Source organism: Gemmatimonadaceae bacterium (assembly GCA_035606695.1).
Lineage (GTDB): Bacteria > Gemmatimonadota > Gemmatimonadetes > Gemmatimonadales > Gemmatimonadaceae > JAQBQB01.
In genome coordinates, this window is sequence record DATNEW010000016.1 from 104,917 (window position 1) to 128,227 (window position 23,311).

Genomic DNA, 23,311 nt, shown 5'->3' on the forward strand with positions numbered 1-23,311 from the left:
ACGTCATTGTGTCACCTTCGACAACCGATTCGACAACGTGGTTTCCGCCGCCATCAACAGCAGCGCCACGAGCAGCAAATACCACCACACCTTCTGCCGCTGTTCCTGCTCGTGCGGCGTCACGGTGTTGAAATCGCTTCCCGGCTGGCGCCGCCCATCCACCGCGGTCACGGCCAGCACCACGTCCTGCGGATCCAGATGCGACAAGTCCGACTCAGTAGGATCTACGTTCACGGCAATCGGCCGGCCACTCCCTACCGGCGTGTCCTGACCGCGCAACTCGTAAAATCCCTGTTCGCGCAGCGTAATCAGATGGTTCGCTCCCGCCGTCGTCACTCGCTCGCGCGCGCCGGACGGCGCCTCGAGAACGAGCTGGGCCGTGTCCTGCGCGCTCGACGCGAATTGCGCGGTGAGCTCACCGTGGCGAGACAGATCGAGCACATCCCCCGCCACGAACCATGGCCGCGGATCGGCGTAGCGGCCAACGTGTTTGCCCAGTTGATGCACGAACGGCAGAAACACGGGCTGCATCGGCAAGTTGGTCCAGTACGCGTCGAGCGACGACGCCCAGAGCACGACCTTGCCGCTTCCTTGTGTTCGTTCGACGATCGCCGGCGAACCGTCGTCGAAGCGCGCACCGACCACGCTCCCCGGCTGCGGTGTCAACGATCGATAGCGGTAGAACTTTGCCGTCGAGAAATCGCCGCTGCGCGGCGCGTTGAAGACTTCAAACGTCGGATACGCGTAGTCGATCGACGACAGCGAACCGCCGGCGTCCGACGTGCGATCGACAATTTTCCCAACGGTCGCGGGAAGCACGCCGCGCCAATCCGCCGGCCACGTCTCGACGGCCAGCGCGCCGGGGACGACGACGAGACCCGTACCACCATCGAGCGCCGCGCGAAGCCGCTCGCCGGCGTCGCCATTCGGCGGCGCGACTTCATCCAGTACCACGAGCGCGCGGCCATCGAAGTCGCGCGGCGTGAGCTCGTTGATGCGCTTTTCCGTCACACGGAACGACGGACGGTCGCCGATCGCCAACGCTCGGCTCACGAACAAACTCTGATTCTCGCGCGGCGTCGCGGGCTCGACGAGCAACACCGACACCGCGGCGTCGGGCGCGATCGTGAAGGCGAGCACGTCGTCCTGCTGCAAGGAGTCCGGCGTAATGCGCACCGATCCCTTCGTCGCCGCATTCGGCACGGCGATCGGCGCGAACGCAACTTGCTGCGCACCGGTGGCCGCGACGCTCACGCTCTTCGTTTGAACGTCGCGTCCGCCGATCGACAGCGTCGCCTGGATGTTCTTCGCCACGCGGCCGGTGTTGATCAACCGCGCGGCGACGGTCACGTGATCGCGCTCGCCCGTGCTGTCGCGATCGGTCGTCACCTGCGACACCGCGACGTCCGACGACGCCGCGCCGCCCAGATCGATGGGCGTTACGACCGTGCCCTTGGGGAACGTCACCTCGTTGTGGTTCGCCCAACCGATCTTCTGATAATCCGAGATGAGCACGACCTCGCGCCGCGGCAGCGTCGACGCACCTACGATCTGCGACGCGAGCTTGAGCGCCGGACCGTATCGCGTGGCTTCGGCGCCGAGCTTCGCGGCGTTGATCGATGCGTTGACGCGATCGGGCGTCGCCATGGGATCGCTCGCGACGGCGGCGTCACTCGCGAACAGCACGAGCGTCGCGCGATCCGACGCACCAAGCCCGCCGATCACCTTGTGCGCGGCGGCCTTCGCCTTGTCCCAGCGGCCGCCGTACGCCATGCTCGCCGACCGGTCGAGGAGAATCACGACCTCGCGCGCGCCGGTCGCGCCAATCGCGGTCGTGCGGCGCTGGAAGAACGGACGCGCGAACGCGGCCACGAGCAGCGCGACCGCGAGACAGCGCAGCGCGAGGAGCAAGAGATGCCGGATCTTCTGGCGCCGCACCGACCGATAGGGAATGCGCTGCAGGAACATCAGCGACGGAAATTCGACGACGACTTTCCGCTCCCGGTTGATCAAATGAATGACGACGGGAATGCCGATGGCCGCGAGCGCGGCAAGAAACGCCGGGGCGAGGAAACTCATCTATCGCGTCCGCGTGAAGCGCTGCCGCGCCAACAGATACGAGAAGAGCGCGCGATCGAGCGGCTTCGACGTATCGAACATCGCGTAGTCGGCGCGCGACTCGCCAATGCGCTTGGACAACGTGGTCGTGTGCTCGCGCACCAACTGCTGGTATTGCTTGCGCAGATAGTCGGGAATGACCTGCAGCTTCTCGCCGGTTTCCATGTCGATGAAGTTCGTCGAATCGGAGAACGAGAAGTCGATCTCGTGCGGATCGAGCAGGTGGAACACGATCAGATCGTTGCCGCGGCCGCGCACGAAGCTCAGCGCGTCGATGATCTCCTGCGGATCTTCATAGAAGTCTGAAATCAGCACGACGAGACTGCGGCGGCGAAACGTCTCCGAAAGTTTTCGGAGTGGCGGGAGCAGGGTGGACCGCCCGGGCAGCGCCTTGGCGTCGCGCGCGTTACGCTCGATACGCTCCAACGCATGCAGGACGAGCTGCAGATGCTTGGCCGACGGCGGTACATAGTCGACAATGTCGGTGTCGATCGTCGCCAGACCGACTCGATCGCGCTGCAGACTCGAGAAATACGTGAGGCAAGCCGCGAGATAGCACGCATACGTGAGCTTCGACACGCGCCCCGTCTCGGGATTCGCGCCGTACCGCATCGACGGCGACACATCGACGATCACGTTGAAGTTCGTGTTGGTGTCCGCCTCGAATTCCTTGATGTAGTGGCGATCGCTGCGGCCGAACAGCTTCCAATCGATCCGCCGAATGTCATCTCCCGGCATGTACGCCCGATGCTCGGCGAAATCGGTCGATGCGCCCAAATGCGGGGAGCGGTGCAGGCCGTTGATGAATCCTTCGACGACGACCTTGGCGAGCAGCTCGAGATTCCCGATCCGGGAGAGGACCGAGGGGTCGAGGAAGGAGGTCTGGGGGGTGAGAGACGTTGTCATATGCCTGTCATCCCGAGCGCAGGCGCGCATCTTCTGTCATCCCGAGCGAAGGCGCGAAGCGCCGAAGTCGAGGGACCCCCGTCCCGACGGAGGAGCCATACGCAACGCTCCGCCGAGAAGGGGGTCCCTCGACTCCCCTTCGCTGCGCTCAGGGTCGCTCGGGATGACAAACGCGCTGTTTCCACCGCGCTCATCATCTACATCCCCGACTTCGGCATCGGCACCGCCTTCACCAGCTTCTCGATGATCTGATCCGACGTCACATGCTCCGACTGCGCGTGAAAGTTCGTGAGCACACGATGTCTGAGCACTGGTTTCGCCAGCGCACGAATGTCCTCGAAGCTCACATTGTACCGGCCATCCATCAGCGCGCGCGCCTTGCCGCCAAGAATGAGATGCTGCGGCGCGCGCGTGCTGGCACCGTACGACACCCATTGCTTGATGAAGTCGGGCGCATGCGGACCCGGGCGGCTCGTCCGCGCGAGATTCACCGCGTACCGCGCCACCGGCTCGGCGATCGGCACGCGGCGCACCAACTGCTGAAACGCCACGATGTCCGCACCCGTGACCGCGTGCTGAAAGCGCTGATTCTGCACCGACGTCGTCGACGTCGCGACGCGCACCTCGTCGTCCTCGGGCAGGTAGTCCATGATGATGTTGAACATGAACCGGTCGAGCTGCGCTTCCGGCAGCGGATACGTGCCCTCGAGCTCGATCGGATTCTGCGTCGCGAACACGTGGAACGGCTCCTCGAGGTGATACGTCTTCCCCTGCACCGTCACACGATGTTCCTGCATCGCCTCGAGCAACGCGGACTGCGTCTTCGGCGGCGTGCGGTTGATCTCGTCGGCGAGCACGATGTTGCCGAAGATCGGGCCCGGCGTGAACACCATGTGCCGGCGTCCCGTTTCGGGGTCATCCTGAATGATGTCCGTGCCCGTGATGTCGCTCGGCATCAGATCCGGCGTGAATTGAATGCGCGAGAATTTCAGATCGAGCACCTTGGCGATCGTGCTGATCAGGAGCGTCTTCGCCAGTCCCGGCACGCCGACGATGAGACTGTTGCCGCCCGTGAACAACGACAGCAGCACGAGCTCGATGACGTCTTCCTGACCGATGATCAGCTTGTGCAGCTCGGTGATGATCTCATCGTGCCCGCGCTTGAGCCGGTCGGCCAACGCGATGTCGTCGTGCGATTCCAGCGTCGGGGTCTGAACTGTGGTCGCCAAGAGTCGTCCCGGGTGTGATTGCCTAGTGAGTCAGTGCGTAGATCACGTAGTTGATGCCCAGCTTGTAGATCTCGTTCGCCTGCGCGATCGGCACGAATCCCTGTCCCGACCACTGCCACGATTCGCCGATGTCGTTGTCGACGTTGGCCATCAGCATCAAGCGCTTGTGCGGATCGTTGCCGTCGAACAGGCCCCAGTACGTTGGCGGCCGCGTGCCGTACGCCGAGGTCGAAGGCCACTCGACGGCCTTGTTCATGTCGACCTTGAAGAATGAATCGAAGACCGGCTCGTCGCCCTTGAGCTGAATCCAGTGCAGGCCCGGAAACGCGACCGCCGTCAGCTGCTGGAGATTCGACCAGTCGTAGTTGCCGCGCCACCCTTCGCGGAAATCATCAAAGATCATGAATCCGCCTTTCAGGATATAGCTTCGAAAACCGGCCATCTCCTTGTCGTTCGGATGCCAGCCGCCGGGTTCCGACATGTAGCTCACGGGATACTTGAACAGGAGCGGATCGTCGAGCGAAACGAGCACACTGCCGACCATCGGCCCCGATTCGACGAACGGATGCACCGCCGTGACGTCGCGAAGAATCTTTACAAAATTCTCATCAGCGTCCGGATAATCGTGCGCCCAGCCCGGCCCCTCGGGCCCCGCCCAGTGCTCGAAGCCGCGATACCGAATGCGCGCAAACGTGAACCGGCCGTCGTACGGCACGTTGCCGTGAAACGCCGGCGGCTGATACATGTCGTCCGGCCCGCCGAAGAATTGGTTGAATCCTCCGCCGCGCGGTCGTGTCGGCCGCTGTGCACCAACAAGATGTGGCGCGACGAGAAGCATCCCGACGACCGCCCAACGCCCAACGCCCATCGCCCATCGCGAAGCGCTCATGGCTTCTTCACCTCGCCGCCGCTCTGACGAACCCGAGCGTCGTAGATGGTCAGCAGCAACGTCTGCGCCTTCTCGAAATTCGGCGCTTCCTCGAGCGACCGCAGCACGCTCGTCCGCGCATGCACGTCGTCGCCCGCGTCGTGCTGCGCCTGCGCCAACTGATACCACGCGTCGGCCTGGTCCACGGGATTCAACGCGACGATCGCGGTACGCTCGCGAATCGTCCGCTGCCTGTCCCCCGCCGCCGCCGACAACTGCGCGAGTCGCTGATGCGTCGCCAGATCGAACGGATTCACGAACATCAATCGATCGAGCGCGTCAGCGGCCGCCTTCGCGTTCCCGAGCTTCTCCTGCACATCAGCCAATCGCGCGAGCGCCTTCGCGTTCGTCTCGGTCAGTGTCGTCCACCTCTCCAGCACCGCGGCTTCCTTCGCGAGATCGCCCTTCTTCGCGTACACAGCGTCGAGCACCGCGTACGGACTGTCGTCGCCGCCATACTCCGGGAAAATGTCGCGCGCCCGCTCGAGCAGCGGAATCGCCCGATCGAGCTCATTGTGCTCCACCATCGCCATGCCGCCGAGCAGCAACACGCCGAAATCATTCGGCTTGTTCTTCACCATCTGATCCACGTCGTCCAGCGACGTCGATGCATTGATCTCCGGCGGCTCCTTCGTGATCGACGGCAGCACGCTCGCGTACCGCAGCTTCAAATAGTCGTCGAACTTCTTGTCGAACGACTTCATGTCGGTGTTCAGCACTTTCTGAAACACCTGCTCCGTCGTCATTCCGTCCTTGTACGCCTGCAGCATCCTGGCGATCGCGCCTTCGCCGTAGTCGCGCACGATCAACTCGCACACGAGCGACGCCTGGAAGTACGAGAACTGCACCTGCTCCGGATACGCGGGATGCATGAACCCATCGTTCATGCGGCTCACCGGCACGAGCTTGCCCGCCTTGTACGCCGCGAGGAAATCGGGCGACACGCTGAAGCCCCAGCCGGTCTTCGGTCCGTGATGCTCTTCGTACACCGACAGTCCTTCCGACAGCCAGCGCGGAATGCGATTGTCCGTCACGCCAAGCGTGAACGTGTGCGCCAGCTCGTGCCACACGGTCGAGCCCCAGTTGAACGGACCCGCGTCCTTCGCGGCCGGCGAATCGAACGCGAGCGTCGTTCCGAAGCTCACCCCCAACGCGCCCAGGCCCGCCAGCCCAACGGTCCGCACCGAGAAGTCCGCGTGACTGCGATACACCTCGATGCGAATCGGCGGCGGCGGCGCATACCCGAATTCCTTCGAGTACTTCGCGTACGCCTGCTCCGCCAAATCCTTGAGGTATACCGCAAGAATCTGCGACTCGTCCTTCTCGATCATGAAGCGAAAATGATCGCTCGAGATCATATCATAGTTCTTATATGTGTCGAGCAGGTCGAGCGTATTCTTGACCCACACGCTGTACGGGTCGCCTGAGAACGCCGTCTCGAGGCTCTTCTTTCCGTCGTCGATCTGGCCCAGGCGCAGCTCGTTGTTGCCGAGCAATCCCCAGGCGCGCCAGTTCTTTGGATTGAGCTGCAACGCTTGCCGCGCAAAATCCGCCGCCTGTTCGTACAGTCGCACCTGACCCGAAAGCTCGGCGAGCGTGGCGTCCAGTTCGCCGTCGTTCGGATTCGCCGCGAGCGCGCGCTGCCGCATCGCCTCGTACCCAGGCTGGTCGTGCGACAGATACTTGATCGCCGTCGCGACGGCGAGCGCGCGCTCGTTCATCGGATCGATGCGCAGCGCGCGATCGATGTCCTGCTGCGCGCCGGCGTAGTCCTCGAGACTGAGCAGCATCTCGCCGTGCAGCGTGCGCGCGTCCGGATAATCCGGATTCACGTTCAGCGCGGCGCGCAACAATGAATCCGCACCGGGCTGATTGTCCGCCTCGAGCCGTCGCGCGGCACCCAGCAGCGCGCGCGGCTCGTTCGGATTGTTGTCGAGAACGTCCTCGAAGGTCTTCTGCGCATCAGCAAAGTTGTATTTGCGCAGGAACAGCTCGCCGAGTTTGATCTTGGCGTCCAGATTCGTCGGGTCGGCGCTGATCGCGCGATCGTACGCCTTCAGCGCATCCTTGAAGAGCTGCGGGTCGTTCGCGCCGAGGTATTCGACGGCCGTCGCGACGGCGACGAGCTCCTCGCTCGACAAGCTGCTCCCCGCGGACGCGTTGTAGATGTCGATGAAGTGGTCGAACTCCTTCATCGCGCGATCGCGCTCGCCGCGCGCGTAATGCAGCTCGGCGAGATTGAGCTGCGCGACGAGACTGTCCGACGCATGCTCGCTCGACGCGCGCACGAACGCACCCTCGGCCGCGGCGCGCTTGCCGCGCACCAACAGCACCTGGCCAAGCGAATTCCATAATTCCTTGCCGCGCGGCGTCGACACGGCGCGCCGCGCCGTATTCTCGGCGTCGTCGTACCGGCCGACCGATGCATAGGCGCGCACGAGGTCGTGCTGGGCGTCGAGCCATGCGCTGTCGGCCGCGGGGACCTTGGACAGAATGACGATCGCTTCCTTGTATTTGCCGGCTTGGAGCGAGTCGCGGCCGTCGGAGGCGGATTGGGCGGAGAGCGGCGAGGCGAAGAGCATCACGCCAAGTGTCATCCCGAGCGGAGGCGCCCAGCGCCGGAGTCGAGGGACCTCCTTCTCAGCGGAGCGCTGCATATGGCTCCTCCGCCGGGACGGGGGTGCCTCGACTCGCTGACGCTCGCTCGGGATGACAGGTGCTTGCTGACGCTCGCGCGTGACACGTGCCCCCTTCACGACTTCCTCCCTTCAATCTCGCGAATCGTCTTCGCCTTCCTCGCCAGCTGCACCAACAACACCTCGAGTGAATCGTCGTACGCGTCGGCGGCCATCGCCGTCTTCTTCTGCCGCAGCTGATCGATCTGATCCTCGATCGCGAACTTGTCCTTGTAGAGCGCGGCGAGCTGCGCGTCATTCACGCTGCCGGTCGCCTTGAAGCCGCCGTCGAGGAAGAAACGGCGCGCGAGCAAACCCTGACCTGTACGCCCGTCGGGGTCCGGCACGCCGGTCTTCATGCCCATGTCGTCGAGCTGCGCGTGCTCCGTTTGCAGCCGCGTATCCGTCTCGTACAAGCGCTTTGTCTCGGCCGTCGCATAGCGAAACGCCTCGAGCAACGACACGCGGCCGTCCTTGTCGACGTCGGCAACGTCCTTGGTCAACGCATCGACGAAGAATTGCGCGAAGTGCGATTCGTTGCGCTCGAACGCGCTCTTGGTCGCCGTGATGATGATGCGGTTCGGCCCCGACAGCACAGGCAGCATGTCCCCGCTGGCGCTCGTCATGTTCACGAACGCCACGCGCTGAGTCGGAAAACGCGCGAGGAGCTGGGCAAAGTCTCGCGCGCTGAGATCGGGACCCGGAATGCTGATCTTGGTATCCTCGCCCTCGCCGCTCCCGTGCCCGATGAGGACGAGGACGACCTGATCGCCGGGCCCGGCTCGCTGCGCCATCTGCGCCACCGCGCGCTCGACGTTCACCTTGGTCGATTGCCCGCGAAAGTGCGGCTGCGTCGAAATACTGTCTTCGCCCAGCCACACGATTTCTGATTCTGGTATACCAAAACGCTTATTGCCCGCGTCGGCGAGCGATTGGGCCAGATGCGAGAACTCGGTCGTGTATTTCTGTTCGCCGCCGAGGCCGGAGATGATCAGGAGGTGCGTTTGCGCGGCGAGCGAACGCGCGACGAGCGTCAGGCCGAGCAGCGCCGTCATCCCGAGCGAGCGAGCGTAGCGAGTGAGTCGAGGGACCCCCATCCCGACGGAGGAGTCCTCCGCGGTGAAGGGGATCCCCCGGCTCGCTGACGCTCGCTCGGGATGACAGCCCGCCCGGCGCCTCACGCCAACCCCCGCGCCTTCCGATACCACCACTCCGCCCCAAGCAGCGAAATCAACAAGAACAACACCGCCGGCATGTCCCACAGATCCATCTGATTCACCACCGTCACACCATGCTTGCTCAACGCCACATCCTCGGCGAGCGTGCTCGCCGTCGCGGGCGTGTAGAACTTTCCACCGGTTTCCTTCGCCATGCGCTGCAGCAGCGGCGCGCGCATCTCGGCGTCGTAGTATTCCGTATTGAGATCGGCGACGCGCAGATAAGTCGTGTCGCCGGCGACGACGCCGTTCGGCGCCTCCGCATCAACGCGAATGTTGTAGATGCCCGCCTGATCCGGCGTGAACGTGCTGCGATACTCACCATCGCGGTCGATCGCCCAATCGAGCGGCAGATCGCGCGTGAATCCGCTGTCGGTCGTGATGTGTGCCACGACCTTCGCGTCGTTCCGCGGGAGATACCCGCTGTCGCTCACGCTCGCGCGAATCGTGATCGGACTTTTCGGGTTCGCCTGGTCGGTCGGCAACGACACCACCACGCGATTTGGAACGTCCGTCGTGATCCACCGGAGCATCTGCCGCCAGAACCGCGAGAACGTCTGATCGTCCGCCGCCGTCGCCGGATCCATCTGCCAGTTCCACGAATCCTGAACCGTGAACGCCACCGACAGTCCGCGCCCATAACGCTGATACACCAGCACCGGCTGTGAGTAATCGCGAAGCGGCGCACCGGGTTCGCCGGCGCGTCCGCCCGGCGCCATCGTGCCGCGAATCAGCGTCACCGCGCCCGGCTTCACCTCGCGAATGCGATTCGTCGTCGTCACCGCCGGCAGGGACTTCCACCGCTCGAGCGATGCCGCCGGCGTCGCCGCGATCTGCGCCACGGCGTGCGTCATTCCGGCCGGCTCGAGCGAAACTTTGAGATCCGCGAAAAACGTCAATGAATCCGGCACGGCGTCGCCGGCAATGACGACCGGCATGACATCGGCCAACGGCGTTCCCGCATATCCACCCTCGGCAAACGATCGACGTCCGCCGAGGAGAAGGAGGCCGCCGCCGCGCACGTTGACGAAGTCGGCGAGCATCGCCAGTTGGTCGTGCGTGAAGAAGCTCGCTTCCACGCTGCCGATGATGATCGCGCGATAGCGGAAGAGATCCGCGCGCGTTTTCGGGAATCCGCTCGCGAGCTCGTTCGCGCTGTCGACGCTCAGGCGCAGAAACTTGTTGTCCGCCGTCCGAATCATCGACACGACCTGGATGTTCGAATCGGCTTCGACGGCCGCGCGAATGAAACGCGTCTCGTAGCGCGGCTCGCCGTCGACGTAGAGAATCTTTTCGCGGCCGTCGCGCACGTCGACGAGCGCCTGCTGCACATTGTTCTGCTCGACCTGTTCGCCCGGCTGCGCCGGAATGCGGAACGCGAACGAACGCGCACCGGCTTTGTTCGCGACGACCGACACGCGAATCGGCGCCACGTCGCCGTCCGGCGGCAGCGTGATCGAATCGCGCGAAACGATCTGGCCGTTGTCCTCGACCACGAGCGGCACGCGCTTGCCGGCGTAGCCGCGTTGACGAATCATCAGGTCGGCGACCAGCGCGCCGCCGCGCAATACACTGTGCGCGGCTTCGACGCGCCGAATCTCGATGTCCTTGTCGAAATGCTCGGCGCCGAGTCCCACGGTGAAGATCGGCACGGAGCGCGCGCGCAGCGAGAGCAGTTCGTCGCCGATCGGCGCACGCGAATTGTCGGCGCCGTCGGAGAGCACCACGAGACCCGAGAGCGGGACGGCGTCGAGCTCCTGGCGCGCCTGCTCCACCGCGTCGCCGAGATGCGTCTCGCCCGCGTTGAATCCCAGCTCGGCCACGCTGTCGACGCGCTGCGCGCCGTTCGAGAATCGGAAGAGCCGCACGACGAACTTCTCACGCAGCGCCTTGAGCAGCGAGCTGTCCGGACCGCCGAACGCGTGACGCACCCAGTCGCTGCGCGACTTGTCCTTGCCATCGGTGATCTGCATGCTGCGCGAGTCGTCGATCAACACGCCGACGTAATTTCGCTGCGGCACCGCCGCGGAGAGCAGCAGCATCGGCCGAAACAAACACGCGATCAACACGAGGAAGGCCGCGACGCGCAGCGTTCCAAGCACCCAGCGATCGCGCCGCGTGCTCTTCCCGCGCACGCCCGCGTAACTCAGCACCGCGGGCACGCCAATCGCCGCCGCGGCCAGCAGCAACACGATCACCGAGAACGGCGCGCCGAAGGCAAAACTTCCCTTCGCGAACTCCGTTGGCCGGTACTTGAAGAGAAACGAAAAAATTCCTTCAAACCAATGGGCCATGATTACACTACGACGCGCTCGCCGTCTTGGTTGAGACACTTTGAGACACGGAACCGGCATGCGCGGTTCCCAATACGACCCGTCACTACATTTTCCCTACAATGAACGCTCGCTATTTCACCTGTGACGTGTTCACCGATCGGCGCTTCGGCGGAAATCAGCTCGCGGTCTTTCCGGACGCGAGCAAAGTCCCCTCTGAGCTAATGCACCCGATCGCACGAGAGTTCAACTACTCCGAGACCACATTTGTACTGCCGCCTGACGACCCGAGCCATACGGCCAAGGTCCGCATCTTCACGCCGGGCGGCGAGTTGCAGTTTGCCGGGCACCCGACGGTCGGCACCGCGCACGTCCTCGCGTCGGTCGGAGCCGTTCGTCTCAGCGGGGACGAAACGCGAATCGTGCTCGAGGAAGGCGTCGGCCCCGTTCCCGTCATGATTCGCGCAAGGAACGGCAAACCGGAATTCGCGCAGCTCTCGGTCGCGCAGCTTCCGCAGGTCGGGCCGCCGCCGCCATCCGCCGCGCAACTGGCCGCCGCCCTTTCGCTGCCGACCGATTCGGTGCTCGACGGCGAGCGCGGAATGAAACCCGAGACCGTCTCGTGCGGCACTCCGTTTCTGTTCGTGCCGTTGCGTGATCGCGACGCGGTCTCGCGCTCACGCGTGAAGCTCGACCTCTTCGAGGCCGCGCTCGGCGGCTACGTCACGGAGAAAGTGATGGTCTTCGCGACCGAAGCGGAGCAGGCCGGACACGACATTCGCGCGCGGATGTATGCGCCCGGCATCGGCGTTCCCGAAGATCCGGCGACGGGCAGCGCGTGCGTCGCGCTCGCGGGCTACCTTGCCGCGCGCGATGAACGCCGCGACGGCACGCTGCGCTGGATCGTCGAACAGGGTTTCGAGATGGGCCGCCCGAGCCTTCTCGAGATCGAAGCGGACAAGAACGACGGCGCGATCACGGCTGCGCGCGTCGGCGGCAAGACTGTCCTGGTGTGCGAAGGCTCGATGTCGCTCTAGTCACCGCTTACCGTTTTCCGCCTCATGACCATCGAATCCAGTTCCGACCTGCAAGGCATGCGCGCGGTGGGCAAGCTCGTCGGCCAAGCCATCATCGAGATGCGCCAGGCGCTCGCGCCGGGGATGACGACTGAGCAACTCGACGACGTCGGCGCCAACTTCCTTCGCCGCCACGGCGCACGCTCCGCGCCGCAGCTCACCTATGCGTTTCCGGGGTTCAACTGCATCAGCGTCAACGACGAGGTGGTGCACGGTGTTCCCGGCTCGCGCCGCCTGAAGCCGGGCGACGTCGTGAAGATCGACGTGACGGCGGAGCTGGACGGATTCATCGCCGATTCCGCGTGCACCGCGATCATTCCGCCGGTGAGCACGGCGGCGCACAATCTCGCGCAGTGCGCCGAGCGCGCGTTCAGGCGCGGCCTCGAGGTCGCGTCAGCGGGCGTTCGCATTTCCGCACTGGGGCGCGCGGTCGAAGAAGAAGTGAATCGCTGGGGACACTCGGTCATCCGCGAGATGTGCGGGCACGGCGTCGGGCGCGGCCTTCACGAAAAGCCGTCGGTCCCGAATTTCTTCAGCCCGTTCACGCCGGGCACGCTCACGGACGGCATGGTGATCGCGCTCGAGCCGATCATTGCCGAGCGGCCGTCGCCGGTGTTCGAGGATGACGACGGCTGGACGATTCGCACGGCGACGGGCTGCCTTGCGGCGCACTACGAGCATACGATCGTCATCCGAGAGGGCCGCGCGGAGATTTTGACCGCGGCGTGAGCGATGGGCGATGGGCGATGGGTCTTGACGGAAAGTGTGTCGCGTCGCAGTATACCGTGAGACGGTATATCACCGTGCGGTATATCGCGCACCCGCCCAACGACCATCGCCCAGCGCATGCCCACCGCCCAGCACCCAGCGCCCAGCCCGCAGGTCTTTCACATCCTCCTCGCCCTCGTCGGCGAAGACCTCCACGGCTACGCCATCATTCAGGATGTCGCCGAGCGCACCGGCGGCGAAGTCAAGTTGACGGCGAGCACGCTGTACGCCGCGGTGAAGCGCCTGCTGGACATGGGATGGATCGAAGAGGCGCGCCGCCGGCCCCGCACCGGCGACGACCCGCGCCGCCGCTATTACCACCTCACGCACCTCGGCCGCGAGGCCGCGCGCGCCGAAGCCATGCGTCTCGAGCGACTCGCGGCGATGGCGCGCGCCAAGCATCTCATCCCCGCACGGCGATGACGGTCCGCGTCTACCGCGCACTGCTCGTGCTCTTGCTGCCGTCGTCGTTTCACGACGCGTTCGGCAGCGAGCTGCTCGCGGTGTACACGGAAATCGATCGCGCCGTCCGCGCACGCGCCGGCCGGCGCGCCGCATGGCGTGCATTGGCGGCCGAGCTGCCCGGTCTCATTCGTCTCGCCGTGAACGAGCGGCGCACCGATCGCACCATTCGCGCACCCGCCGCGACGACTCGCCTCGAGGAGAACATGTTCGACTCGCTTCGCCAGGACCTCACCGTCGCCGCGCGGTCGCTGCGCCGCTCGCCACTCTTCGCGCTCGTCGCGATCGCGTCGCTCGCGCTCGGCATCGGCGCCAACACGGCAATCTTCAGTGTCGTCGACGCGGTGCTGCTCGCGCCGCTGCACTTCGCCGATCCGTCGCGGCTCGTCGCGTTGAATCAGGTCGACAAGACCGCCGACGCGATGGCGACCAGCGAAACGTCGCCCGCGAGCTTCTATGATTGGCAAGCACATACGAGGTCGATGCATCTCGCCGGATATTCCGGCGTCACCGCGACGTTGCTGCGCGGCGGGGCAGATCCGGAACAGCTCGAGGGCTTGCGCAGCATCGGCGGCCTGCTGCCGCTCCTGGGCGTTGCTCCGGAAATCGGCCGCGTGCTCACCCTCGACGACGAGGTGCCGGAAGCGCCGCCGGTGATGGTGCTGAGCTACGATCGGTGGCGGCGATCGTTCGGCGGCGATCGCGGCGTGATCGGCCGCGTCGTCGATCTCAATGGAATGCCCACGACGATCGTCGGCGTGATGCCGCCCGCGTTCGGATTCGGCGATCCGCTCGACTACGTCGTGCCCGCGCACTTCACGCCGCAGTTTCGCGCCAATCGCGACCAATACTTCATTTCCGTCGTCGGCCGTCTCGCGCCGGGCGCTACCGTCGACGCAGCGCGCGCCGAGATGGGCGTGATCGGCGATCGATTGATTCGCGACTGGCCAAAATTCAATCAGGGAACGCGCATCGATGTCGCGCCGCTGCGCGACACCATCGTCGGCGCGGTGAGACGGCAGTTGTTCGTGCTCATGTGCGCCGTCGGGTTCGTGCTGCTCATCACCTGCGCCAACCTTGGCAACCTGTTGCTCGCGCGCGCAGCAGGCCGCCGCCGCGAAATCGCGATTCGCCAAGCCCTCGGCGCCGGCCGCTCGCGCGTGTTGCGTCAGTTGCTCACCGAGAGCATGCTGCTCGCGGGCGCCGGCGGCGTCGCGGGACTTCTGGTCGGCAAGGGATTTCTCAGGTTGCTGCTCGCCGCGCAGGTGACGACGAACTTGCCGCGCGCCGGCGAGATCGCGCTCGACGCGCGGGTGATTCTCTTTACGACGTTCGTGTCGATCGCCGCCGGTCTCGCATTCGGGAGCGTGCCGGGTTGGCAGCTTGCTCGCGGCTCGTCCATCGATGCGTTGCGGGACGGCGGCCGCGGCTCGAGCGGACACCAATGGGCGCGCAGCGTGCTCGTCGTGTCCGAGATCGCGCTCGCGATGATTCTGCTCACTGGTGCCGGGTTGTTGCTGCGAAGCTTCGAGCGCCTGCGCGAGGTTCACAGCGGCGTGCGAACCGAGGGTGTGTTGACGTTCAGCCTGCGTCCTCACGCGGCGTCATCCGCGATGTTCGAGGATGTGCTCACGCGCTTGCACGCACTGCCGGGCGTACGGGCCGCGGCGGTGACGAGTTATCTGCCGATCGCGGGACGCGGCACGGGGGCGTGGTTCAATCGCATCGATCGACCGCTGCCTGAAAACGTGCAGCCGACCGGCGTGCCGTATCGTGTCGTGACGCCGGAGTTCTTTGCGGCGACCGGCATTCCGCTCGTGCGCGGCCGATTGTTCACGACCGCCGATCGCGTCGATGCGCCCGGGATCATCGTGAACGAGGCGTTGGTGAAGCAGTACTATCCCGGCGAAGATCCACTCGGCAAACCAGTCTACATGGGTGCGCCCGACAATCGGCTGTTTCATGAGGCGCCGATCGTCGGGGTCGTTGCCGATACGCGCGACGCCGGCCTCGCGGCCGATCCGCTGCCGACCGTCTACATCCCACTCGCCGTGATGCCGAGCTGGCCGTTCTTCGACGTCGTGGTGCGGACGACGGGCAATGCGTCACTTCTTGCGCCGTCGGCGCGCGCGATCGTTCACGCGGTGATGCCGACGACGCCGGTCGGCGACATGCGCACGTACGACGACGTGCTCGCCGCGGCGGTCGCGCCCGCGCGTTGGTCCACCACGCTGCTCGGCGTGTTCGCGGCGGTTGCACTCGCCATCGCCGTGCTGGGGGTGTTCGGCGTGCTCTCGTTCCTCGTCACCCAGCGCACGCGCGAGCTTGGCATTCGCATCGCGCTCGGCGCATCGTCGCGCGCGGTGCGGCGCATGGTCGTGGGACGCGGGTTGGTGTTGGTCGGTGCGGGGTTGGGCGTCGGCGTGCTCGGCGCGCTGTTGCTGACGCAGTTCATGTCCACGCTGCTCTTCGACGTGCCGCCGCGCGATGCCGTGACGTTCGTGGGAGTCGCGGCGCTGTTGGCGATCTGCGGCGCGGTGGCGAGCTATCTCCCGGCGCGCCGCGCGACGCTGGTCGATCCCGTCATCGCGCTGCGGGCGGAATGAGGGCCGTTACAACTCGTCGATGCTGCGCGGCCAGTCCTGCTTGAGTAATCTCGAAAGTCCGCGATCGGCAAGGAGCTTTCCGTCCGTCTGGCAGCGCGCGCAGTAGTTCGTTTCGTTGTCGGCGTATCGAATGCGCTGCACCGCGGTACCGCAGACGGGGCACGGCTGACCGAACTTGCCGTGCACGGCCATCTCGTCGCGGAAGGCCGTGACCTTTTCGGGAAAGCCGTCGGCTGATTCCCTGCGCAGCCGGTCGGTCCATTCGATGAGCGTCGCGCGCGTCGCATCGAACAGGCGCGCGATCTCGTCGTCCGACAGGCGGCTCGTGAGCTTCACCGGCGACAGGCGCGCGCGGTGGAGAATCTCGTCGGAGTACGCGTTTCCGATGCCGCTGAACAGGCGCGGGTCGGTGAGCGATCGCTTGATCGTGTGATTCTCCGAGCGCAGTCGCTCGGCGAATGCGTCGCGCGATGCGTCGAGCACCTCGAGCCCGCCGCGCCCGTGCTCGGCGAGTCCCGCGCGGCCGCGGACGAGGTAGAGCGATGCGCGGCGTTTCGTGCCGGCTTCGGTCAGCGTGAGCGTGCCCGTCGAGAAGTCGAACTCGGCGAGCGGGCTGCGGCCCCCTTTCGCTCCGCGCGCTTTCCAGTGAAGGCGGCCGGCGATCATCAGGTGCAGCACGATGAACAGGTCGCCCTCCAGCTCGACCACGATGCGTTTGCCGAGTCGCGAGACGGCGACGACGCGCTTGCCGATCAGATCGGAGAGTGGCGGTTCCACTGTCCGAAGCAGGAATGGCGTCTTGAGGCGGACTTCATCGAGCGTTGCGCCGGGGATGCGGCGTTCGAGCGCTTCGACGTAGACGGTGATGTCCGGCAGTTCGGGCATGGCAGGAAACTTACCGTTCGGCGGGCGCCTGGGGTTTCGCGGGGTGGCGGGAACGTTTTTGACGGACCCGGTGTCAGAGTGATAGTTTCCTTCCCTGAATCATTCAGGGGAGGAGGCGCATTCCGCTTCATTCCCATCAACATTTCAGGGGAACGCCGCGTGGCGACCATCGATCTCGACCTGCTCCAGGGAACGCTCGACCTCCTCGTGCTCAAGGCGCTCAAGTGGGGACCGCGGCACGGCTACGCCGTCGCGTCGTGGATCCGCGGCGTCACCAACCAGCGCCTGCAGATCGAGGAAGGCGCGCTCTACACCGCGCTCCACCGCATGGAAAAGCGCGGGTGGCTCGAGGCCGAGTGGGGCGTGTCGGAGAACAATCGCAAGGCGAAGTTCTATCAGCTCACCGCCCAGGGACGAAAGCAGCTTCGCGCCAAGTCCGAAGTGTGGACGGAGTACGCTGCCGCGGTATTCAAAGTGCTTCGCACCGTGTGAGGAGCGTGCCATGAGTCGCTTTCCCGGATTGCGCCGATTCATGCGCCTGGACCGCGGCAGCGCGGGCGTCGAGCACGCGGTCGACGACGAGCTGCAGTTTCACTTCGACATGACGACGCGCGACTTGATCGCGGGCGGCATGAGCGCCGACGATGCGCGCCGCGAGGCGGTGCGCCGCTTCGGGGATCTCCAACGCACGCGCGAGCGCCTCACGAGCATCGATCGTTCGCGCGTCGACCGCGAACGGCGCGCCGAGTGGTGGAGCGCGTTCGTGCAGGATCTGCGATATGCGCTGCGCGGGCTGCGATTGTCGCCCGGCTTCGCGCTCGCCGTCGTCGTCACACTCGGACTCGGCATCGGCGCGAACGCCACGATGTTCGGCGTCGTCGATCGACTGCTGTTTCGCCCGCCGGCGTTCCTCGTGACGCCGCAACGCGACGCACGCCTGTATTTCGCGACCACCTATCGCGGCAAAGAGAACATCACGGGCACCACCGGCTACCGCCCGTATCTCGACGTCAAACAGAACACACGCTCGTTCGATGCGATGACGCCGTTTTATGACGCGAAGCTGGCGATCGGTACGGGCGATGCGACGCGAGAGATGCACGTCGGCGTCGCCGAGGCCGACCTCTGGCGCATGTTCGATGCGAAACCCGTGATCGGCCGTTTCTTCACAGCGGCGGAGTGCGCTCCTCCCGACGGCGCCAAGGTTGCCGTGCTCTCGTATGCGTTCTGGCAAACACAGTTCGGCGGCCGGGGCGATGTCATCGGCACCCGGCTGGCGATGGGATCGGCGATGTACACCGTCATTGGCGTCGCGCCCGAAGGCTTCAGTGGATTTTCGGCGCGGCCGCTCGTTGCGTTCATTCCCGTCGCGGCGCACATCAGCGCGGAAGGATTTGGCTTTGCCCCGAAGCAAGGCTGGTACGAGGCGTACAACCTGACGTGGCTCGAGGTGTTTGCGCGGCGGAAGCCGGGCGTGTCGCTCGCCCAGGCGACCGCCGATCTCACTCGCGCCACGCAGTTGAGTTACGCAAAAGCGTTGGAGATCAAGGCGCGCACCACTCCCCTGACGCTCGCGAAGCCGCGCGCGATCGTCGGGCCGGTGCTCGAGGATCGCGGGCCGAACGCACGCAGCGACGCGAAGGTCGCGACGTGGTTGATCGGCGTCGCGGCGATCGTGCTTCTGATCGCCTGCGCGAACGTCGCGAATCTGCTGTTGGCGCGCGCGCTGCGTCGCCGCCGCGAAATAGCGTTGCGCATTGCGCTCGGCATCAGTCGCGGACGTCTGCTCATGCAGCTCATCACCGAGAGCGTCCTTCTGGCGGGCCTTGGCGGATTCCTCGGCGTGGCGATCGCGCAGTGGGGCGGCGCGGCGGTGAGAAGGCTCTTGCTCCAGGAGGCGGACACCGGCGCCGGCGCGTTCACGGATATGCGCGTACTCGGATTCTCCGCCGCGCTCGCCGTGTTCGCCGGAATTCTCACGGGCGTGGCGCCGCTGCTTCACGCAGGACGAGAAGATCTCGCGACCGCGCTCAAGACCGGCGCGCGTGAAGGCCACGTGCATCGCTCTCGCCTCCGCGCGTCATTGCTCGTTGGGCAGGCGGCCCTGTCGGTCGTGTTGCTCGTGGGCGCCGGCCTGTTCGTGCGCAGCTTGATCAACGTGCGGAACATTCGCCTTGGCTATGACACCGATCAGGTGCTGTGGGTCGAGCCGCAGTGGCGCGGCGCTTCGCTGGATTCGGAGCACAATAAGCACATTCTCAACGCACTGCTCGATCGCGCGCGAACAATTCCGGGCGTCGAGCACGCCGCGCGCGCTCTCACGGTGCCGTTCTACATGGAGTGGGACATCGACCTTCACGTCCCCGGAATCGACTCGGTGAGCAAGCTTGGAAACTTTACGTTGCAGACAGGCACGCCGGATTTCTTTTCGACGATGGGTACGCGCATCCTGCAGGGTCGCGGCTTCCGGTCGAGCGACATCGCGACATCGCCGCATGTGATGGTCGCGGACGCGTCGATGGCAAACCGCCTCTGGCCGAATGAAAGTGCCATCGGCAGATGCGTGCATCTGAACGCCGACAGTATGCCCTGCACTACCGTCGTCGGCATCGCCGAGGACACGCGCGGGAGCAAGTTGAGCGAGGCGGAGCTGCACTATTATCTGCCGACGACGCAGTTTCGCCCCGACGATGGCGGCCTGTTCGTGCGAACGAGCGGCTCCGGCGCTCAGCATGCGGACGCGGTGCGTCGCGAACTGCAACGCCTGATGACGGGCAGCTCGTACGTCACGGTGACGCCGCTCTCGACCATCGTCGCGCCGGAGATGCGATCGTGGAAGATCGGCGCCGTGATGTTCGCCGCGTTCGGCTTGTTGGCGCTCGTGCTGGCGATCGTCGGACTGTACAGCGTCATCGCGTACAACGTCACGCAGCGCACGCACGAGATGGGCGTGCGCGTCGCGCTTGGCGCTCAGGCGCGCGACGTGATCTCCCTCGTCGTGCGTGAAGGCCTTCGCATCGTCGTGCCCGGCGTGGTGCTTGGTGCGTTGATCGCGCTCGTCGCCGGACGATGGGTGGCGCCGCTGCTCTTCGACGTTTCGCCGAAGGATCCGCCGGTGATGGCGGCGGTGATCGTCACGCTGCTCGGCGCCGCGGTGCTGGCGAGTTGGGTGCCGGCCACGCGTGCCTCACGCGTGGATCCGAATGTGGCGTTGCGGGCGGATTGATCACTCACGGTCGGCGCCGGTTGTCATTCCGAGCGTAGCGAGGAATCTTGCATCACGGTCTGAGGGATGTCTCTCGACCGGGACGGCAGATCCCTCGCTCGCTTCGCTCACTCGGGATGACACCCATGCTGCTGCTGGTCGCTCTTCTTCTACAACTCCAATCCCCCGCCGCTCATAATCCGGCGTATTCGCGGGACGGTCGTCTCGCTGTGAGCGTCGACGGCGACTTGTGGATCGTCTCCAAGGCCGGCGCGTGGACGCGCGTCACGTCCGGCGCGGCGTGGGACCGAGAGCCAGCGTGGACGCCGGATGGCGCCGCGATTGTTTTCTCCTCCGACCGCGACGGCAACTTCAATGTGTGGCGCGTCGCGATTGGCAGCGGCGGCGCGCAGGGCGAACCACAGCGCATCACGACGTCGCCGCTTCCCAATGGCGAGCCCGTCGTCGCGAGCGACGGACGCATCATCTTCGTGCGCGGCCGCCTCGGTGCGGCGACGCTGTGGGTGCATCAACCAAACGGCGAAGAGTCGCGACTGACGCACGATCGCGTCGTCGAGGAATGGCCCGCGATCTCGCCCGACGGCAATCGCGTCGCGTACGTCTCGATAGCCGACAACACGCACAAGCTGCACGTGCACCATCTCGACACGGGACGCGATGACGTCGCGCTCACGGATCCGCGTATCGAGCGCCCGGCGTGGGCGCCGAGTGGCGATCGTCTTTCGTGGACGGCGAGCGGCGCGCGCGGCGGCGTCTTCGTGTCGCCGCTCGATGGACACTATGTGAATCTGATCAGCGCGCGGCATGCCGAGTCGGCGTGGAGTCCCGTCGGCCAGACGGTTGCGCTGGCTGACATCGGAAACGACGCGATTGCCGCCGTCAGTTACAACGGCGACCCCGATCGCACCGGCGATCGCAATGCGAATCTGCTGGCGGTGTCCAAGGGTGGATTGTGGTCGGTCGACGCACCCTCGGCGCCCGATCAGCAGCTTGCCGAGCAGTCAGGCTCGCCGGCGTTGACGGATCGCGCGCGACACAACGCCGATGCCTTCGATCAAGTGTGGAATCGCACGGCCGCACTTTACTACTCCACGCCGGACGCAACGGCGCGCCGCGCGAAGTGGGAGACGTTGCGCGAGAAATATCGCACGCGCGCGATCGCCGCCGCCAACGACGACGAGCTGGCGACGGTCGTTCACGATTTGCTGCGCGAGCATCCGCCATATCGCCAGGCCGCGACAGGTCGCGCGGCGGTGTCGAGCGCGCATCCCGTCGCCACGGCCGCGGGTGTCGAGATGCTCGCGAAGGGTGGCAACGTCGTCGACGCCGCCGTGGCGATCTCGTTCGCGCTGGGCGTCGTCGAACCCGACGCGAGCGGCCCGGGTGGATACGGGCAGTTGATCGTCTACAAGAAAGGCATGGAGCGGCCGCAGCTCATCGAGTTCATGTCGCGCGTGCCCGAAGACGCGGGACTCGGCAACACGTCGCTGTTGCAGAACGGCCGCCTGCCCGACGGGCCGGCGGTCGTGAACGTGCCCGGCACCGTGGCGGCAATGTATCTCGCGTGGCAGAAGTTCGGCGGCAAGAAGCTCACGTGGTCGGAGCTGCTGCAGCCCGCGATCCGCGCCGCGCGCGACGGGTACGTCGTCAGCGAAGGTCTCGCGACGACGCTCGCGACGGAACGTGAGCAATTTCTAAAGTCGCCAGGCGCGCGTGCCCTGTTTTTCCGGGACGCTCAACCGCTGCACGCCGGCGACACGCTCAGGAATCCCGACCTTGCGTGGACTCTCGAGCAGATCGCGCACGGCGGCGCCGACGCTTTTTACAAAGGAGAGGTCGCGCGCCGCATGGTCACCGACCTGCACGCGCACGGCAACGCGATGAAGCTGAGCGACATGGCGCGTTACTTCGCGGCCGAGCGTGAGCCGGTGTCGAGCACCTATCGTGGGTACACGTTCTTTGCGAGCGCGCCGCCGGTGAGCGGCGGGGCGGAGTTGGCGTCGAAGCTCAACATGCTCGAGCTGTATCCCAATCCGCGGCCGTATGCCGACGACGCGGGCACGCTGCACGCGATGATCGCGGCGTGGCAGCTGGTGCCGTCGACGCGGAATCGCATCGCCGATCCGAGTCTGTGGCCGGTGGACATCGAGCCGTTCACGAGCAAGGACACGGCGCGCGCGCGATGGGCGTGCTTCGATCCCGACAAGGCATTGAATCCGGCGCTGCTGCGCGGCGACACGCTGAGCTGCGCAAAGCCGAACATGAAGGCGGCGAGCATCGAGCTTGCGACGCCGCCGGAATGCTACGCGCACGGCTACGACGCGAACCAGGCGTCGTCGTGCCGCTCGGCCGGAACGACGGCCTACGCCGTTGCCGACGCCGACGGCAACATGGTGGCCGCGACGCAGACGCTCGGCACGTGGGGCGGGAACTTCTACGTTACGCCGGGATTAGGATTCTTATATAACGACAAGCTGGGTTCCTACGGCACCGATCCGAACGCGTATGGCGCCCGGCTGCCCTTCGCGCGGCATGGGAGCACCATCACGCCGACGTTGGTGTTCGAGGGGACGGGCCGTTCGCTCAAGCCGGAGATGGCGTTCGGCGCGGCGGGCAATGCGTGGATCACGTCGGCGGTGTATCAGACGTTCATCGGAATGGTGGATGAGCATCTCGATCCGCAGGCGGCGCTGGAGCTGCCGCGATTCTTGATTGGCGGCGGTGGTTTCGGCCGCGGGGGGAATGCAGCGCAGCCCGCCGGCGCGACGATTCAGATGGAAGACGGCTTCTCGCCGGCGGTCATGAAGCGGCTCGAGGAGCTCGGGTATCGGACGCAGATCGTGTCGTTGCCCGGGGAGTTGCGCGAAGGGTACGGCGCGGCGGTGCGGATCGAGAAGGGGCGAGTGACAGCGGGGGCGGATCCACGGCGGGCGGGGGCGGCG

The 23,311-nt window shown here is 65.6% G+C and carries 15 protein-coding genes; 7 read left to right on the forward strand and 8 right to left on the reverse strand.

Features of this window, described 5'->3' with window-relative positions:
• Positions 1–3 precede the first annotated feature (3 nt).
• The 7 genes from VN706_06700 to VN706_06730 all read right to left on the reverse strand — a co-directional run bounded on the left by VN706_06700 (position 4) and on the right by VN706_06730 (position 11,367).
• A complete protein-coding gene (locus VN706_06700) occupies positions 4–2,079 on the reverse strand; it encodes a BatA domain-containing protein (protein ID HXT15301.1) in 2,076 nt (691 codons plus the stop codon).
• Positions 2,080–3,024, reverse strand: a complete 945-nt coding sequence (locus tag VN706_06705) for a DUF58 domain-containing protein (protein HXT15302.1) — start codon at positions 3,022–3,024, stop codon at positions 2,080–2,082.
• Between the two features lie 197 nt (positions 3,025–3,221).
• Positions 3,222–4,253, reverse strand: a complete 1,032-nt coding sequence (locus tag VN706_06710) for a MoxR family ATPase (protein HXT15303.1) — start codon at positions 4,251–4,253, stop codon at positions 3,222–3,224.
• Positions 4,254–4,275: 22 nt separating this feature from the next.
• Positions 4,276–5,142, reverse strand: a complete 867-nt coding sequence (locus VN706_06715; GenBank protein ID HXT15304.1) for a DUF4159 domain-containing protein — start codon at positions 5,140–5,142, stop codon at positions 4,276–4,278.
• Positions 5,139–7,838, reverse strand: a complete 2,700-nt coding sequence (locus tag VN706_06720; protein HXT15305.1) for a tetratricopeptide repeat protein — start codon at positions 7,836–7,838, stop codon at positions 5,139–5,141. The genes VN706_06715 and VN706_06720 overlap by 4 nt, the downstream gene beginning before the upstream one ends.
• A gap of 95 nt (positions 7,839–7,933) precedes the next feature.
• The gene (locus VN706_06725) at positions 7,934–8,953 is read right to left on the reverse strand and encodes a hypothetical protein (GenBank protein HXT15306.1); all 1,020 of its coding nucleotides are present in this window, start codon (positions 8,951–8,953) and stop codon (positions 7,934–7,936) included.
• A gap of 80 nt (positions 8,954–9,033) precedes the next feature.
• Positions 9,034–11,367 (reverse strand): hypothetical protein, encoded by a 2,334-nt coding sequence (locus VN706_06730; GenBank protein ID HXT15307.1) that lies wholly within the window; start codon positions 11,365–11,367, stop codon positions 9,034–9,036.
• A gap of 101 nt (positions 11,368–11,468) precedes the next feature.
• On the opposite strand from VN706_06730, the gene VN706_06735 reads away from it, so the two are divergent.
• From VN706_06735 to VN706_06750, 4 genes are all read left to right on the forward strand, one after another.
• Entirely contained in the window at positions 11,469–12,383 is a 915-nt protein-coding gene (locus VN706_06735) for a PhzF family phenazine biosynthesis protein (GenBank protein ID HXT15308.1), read from the forward strand.
• A gap of 24 nt (positions 12,384–12,407) precedes the next feature.
• Positions 12,408–13,151, forward strand: a complete 744-nt coding sequence (map, locus tag VN706_06740) for a type I methionyl aminopeptidase (protein ID HXT15309.1) — start codon at positions 12,408–12,410, stop codon at positions 13,149–13,151.
• 117 nt (positions 13,152–13,268) lie between these two features.
• Positions 13,269–13,613 (forward strand): PadR family transcriptional regulator, encoded by a 345-nt coding sequence (locus tag VN706_06745; protein HXT15310.1) that lies wholly within the window; start codon positions 13,269–13,271, stop codon positions 13,611–13,613.
• Positions 13,610–16,258 carry an ABC transporter permease gene (locus VN706_06750; protein HXT15311.1) on the forward strand — a complete coding sequence of 883 codons (2,649 nt, stop codon included), beginning with the start codon at positions 13,610–13,612 and terminating at the stop codon, positions 16,256–16,258. Before VN706_06745 ends, VN706_06750 begins: the two co-directional genes overlap by 4 nt.
• 6 nt (positions 16,259–16,264) lie before the next feature.
• On the opposite strand, the gene VN706_06755 is transcribed toward VN706_06750, so the two are convergent.
• Positions 16,265–17,143: a DNA-formamidopyrimidine glycosylase family protein gene (locus tag VN706_06755; protein HXT15312.1), complete on the reverse strand. Its 879-nt coding sequence runs from the start codon at positions 17,141–17,143 to the stop codon at positions 16,265–16,267.
• A gap of 159 nt (positions 17,144–17,302) precedes the next feature.
• Here VN706_06755 and VN706_06760 point away from each other — a divergent pair, with 159 nt between their 5' ends.
• The 3 genes from VN706_06760 to VN706_06770 form a co-directional block, all read left to right on the forward strand.
• Complete coding sequence (locus VN706_06760) at positions 17,303–17,635, forward strand: PadR family transcriptional regulator (protein ID HXT15313.1); 333 nt, start codon at positions 17,303–17,305, stop codon at positions 17,633–17,635.
• Between the two features lie 10 nt (positions 17,636–17,645).
• A complete protein-coding gene (locus VN706_06765; GenBank protein HXT15314.1) occupies positions 17,646–20,369 on the forward strand; it encodes an ABC transporter permease in 2,724 nt (907 codons plus the stop codon).
• Positions 20,370–20,485: 116 nt separating this feature from the next.
• The coding region (locus VN706_06770; GenBank protein ID HXT15315.1) for a gamma-glutamyltransferase at positions 20,486–23,311 on the forward strand (2,826 nt) is incomplete at its 3' end.

What these genes read in the sequence shown, in the direction of transcription:
- VN706_06730 (HXT15307.1), bottom strand. Translation starts at nt 11,367, where the DNA reads ATGGCCCATTGGTTTGAAGGAATTTTTTCGTTTCTCTTCAAGTACCGG.
- VN706_06725 (HXT15306.1), bottom strand. Translation starts at nt 8,953, where the DNA reads ATGGGGGTCCCTCGACTCACTCGCTACGCTCGCTCGCTCGGGATGACG.
- VN706_06705 (HXT15302.1), bottom strand. Translation starts at nt 3,024, where the DNA reads ATGACAACGTCTCTCACCCCCCAGACCTCCTTCCTCGACCCCTCGGTC.
- VN706_06700 (HXT15301.1), bottom strand. Translation starts at nt 2,079, where the DNA reads ATGAGTTTCCTCGCCCCGGCGTTTCTTGCCGCGCTCGCGGCCATCGGC.
- VN706_06745 (HXT15310.1), top strand. Translation starts at nt 13,269, where the DNA reads ATGCCCACCGCCCAGCACCCAGCGCCCAGCCCGCAGGTCTTTCACATC.
- VN706_06715 (HXT15304.1), bottom strand. Translation starts at nt 5,142, where the DNA reads ATGAGCGCTTCGCGATGGGCGATGGGCGTTGGGCGTTGGGCGGTCGTC.
- VN706_06755 (HXT15312.1), bottom strand. Translation starts at nt 17,143, where the DNA reads ATGCCCGAACTGCCGGACATCACCGTCTACGTCGAAGCGCTCGAACGC.
- VN706_06720 (HXT15305.1), bottom strand. Translation starts at nt 7,838, where the DNA reads ATGCAGCGCTCCGCTGAGAAGGAGGTCCCTCGACTCCGGCGCTGGGCG.
- VN706_06735 (HXT15308.1), top strand. Translation starts at nt 11,469, where the DNA reads ATGAACGCTCGCTATTTCACCTGTGACGTGTTCACCGATCGGCGCTTC.
- map (HXT15309.1), top strand. Translation starts at nt 12,408, where the DNA reads ATGACCATCGAATCCAGTTCCGACCTGCAAGGCATGCGCGCGGTGGGC.
- VN706_06765 (HXT15314.1), top strand. Translation starts at nt 17,646, where the DNA reads ATGAGTCGCTTTCCCGGATTGCGCCGATTCATGCGCCTGGACCGCGGC.
- VN706_06750 (HXT15311.1), top strand. Translation starts at nt 13,610, where the DNA reads ATGACGGTCCGCGTCTACCGCGCACTGCTCGTGCTCTTGCTGCCGTCG.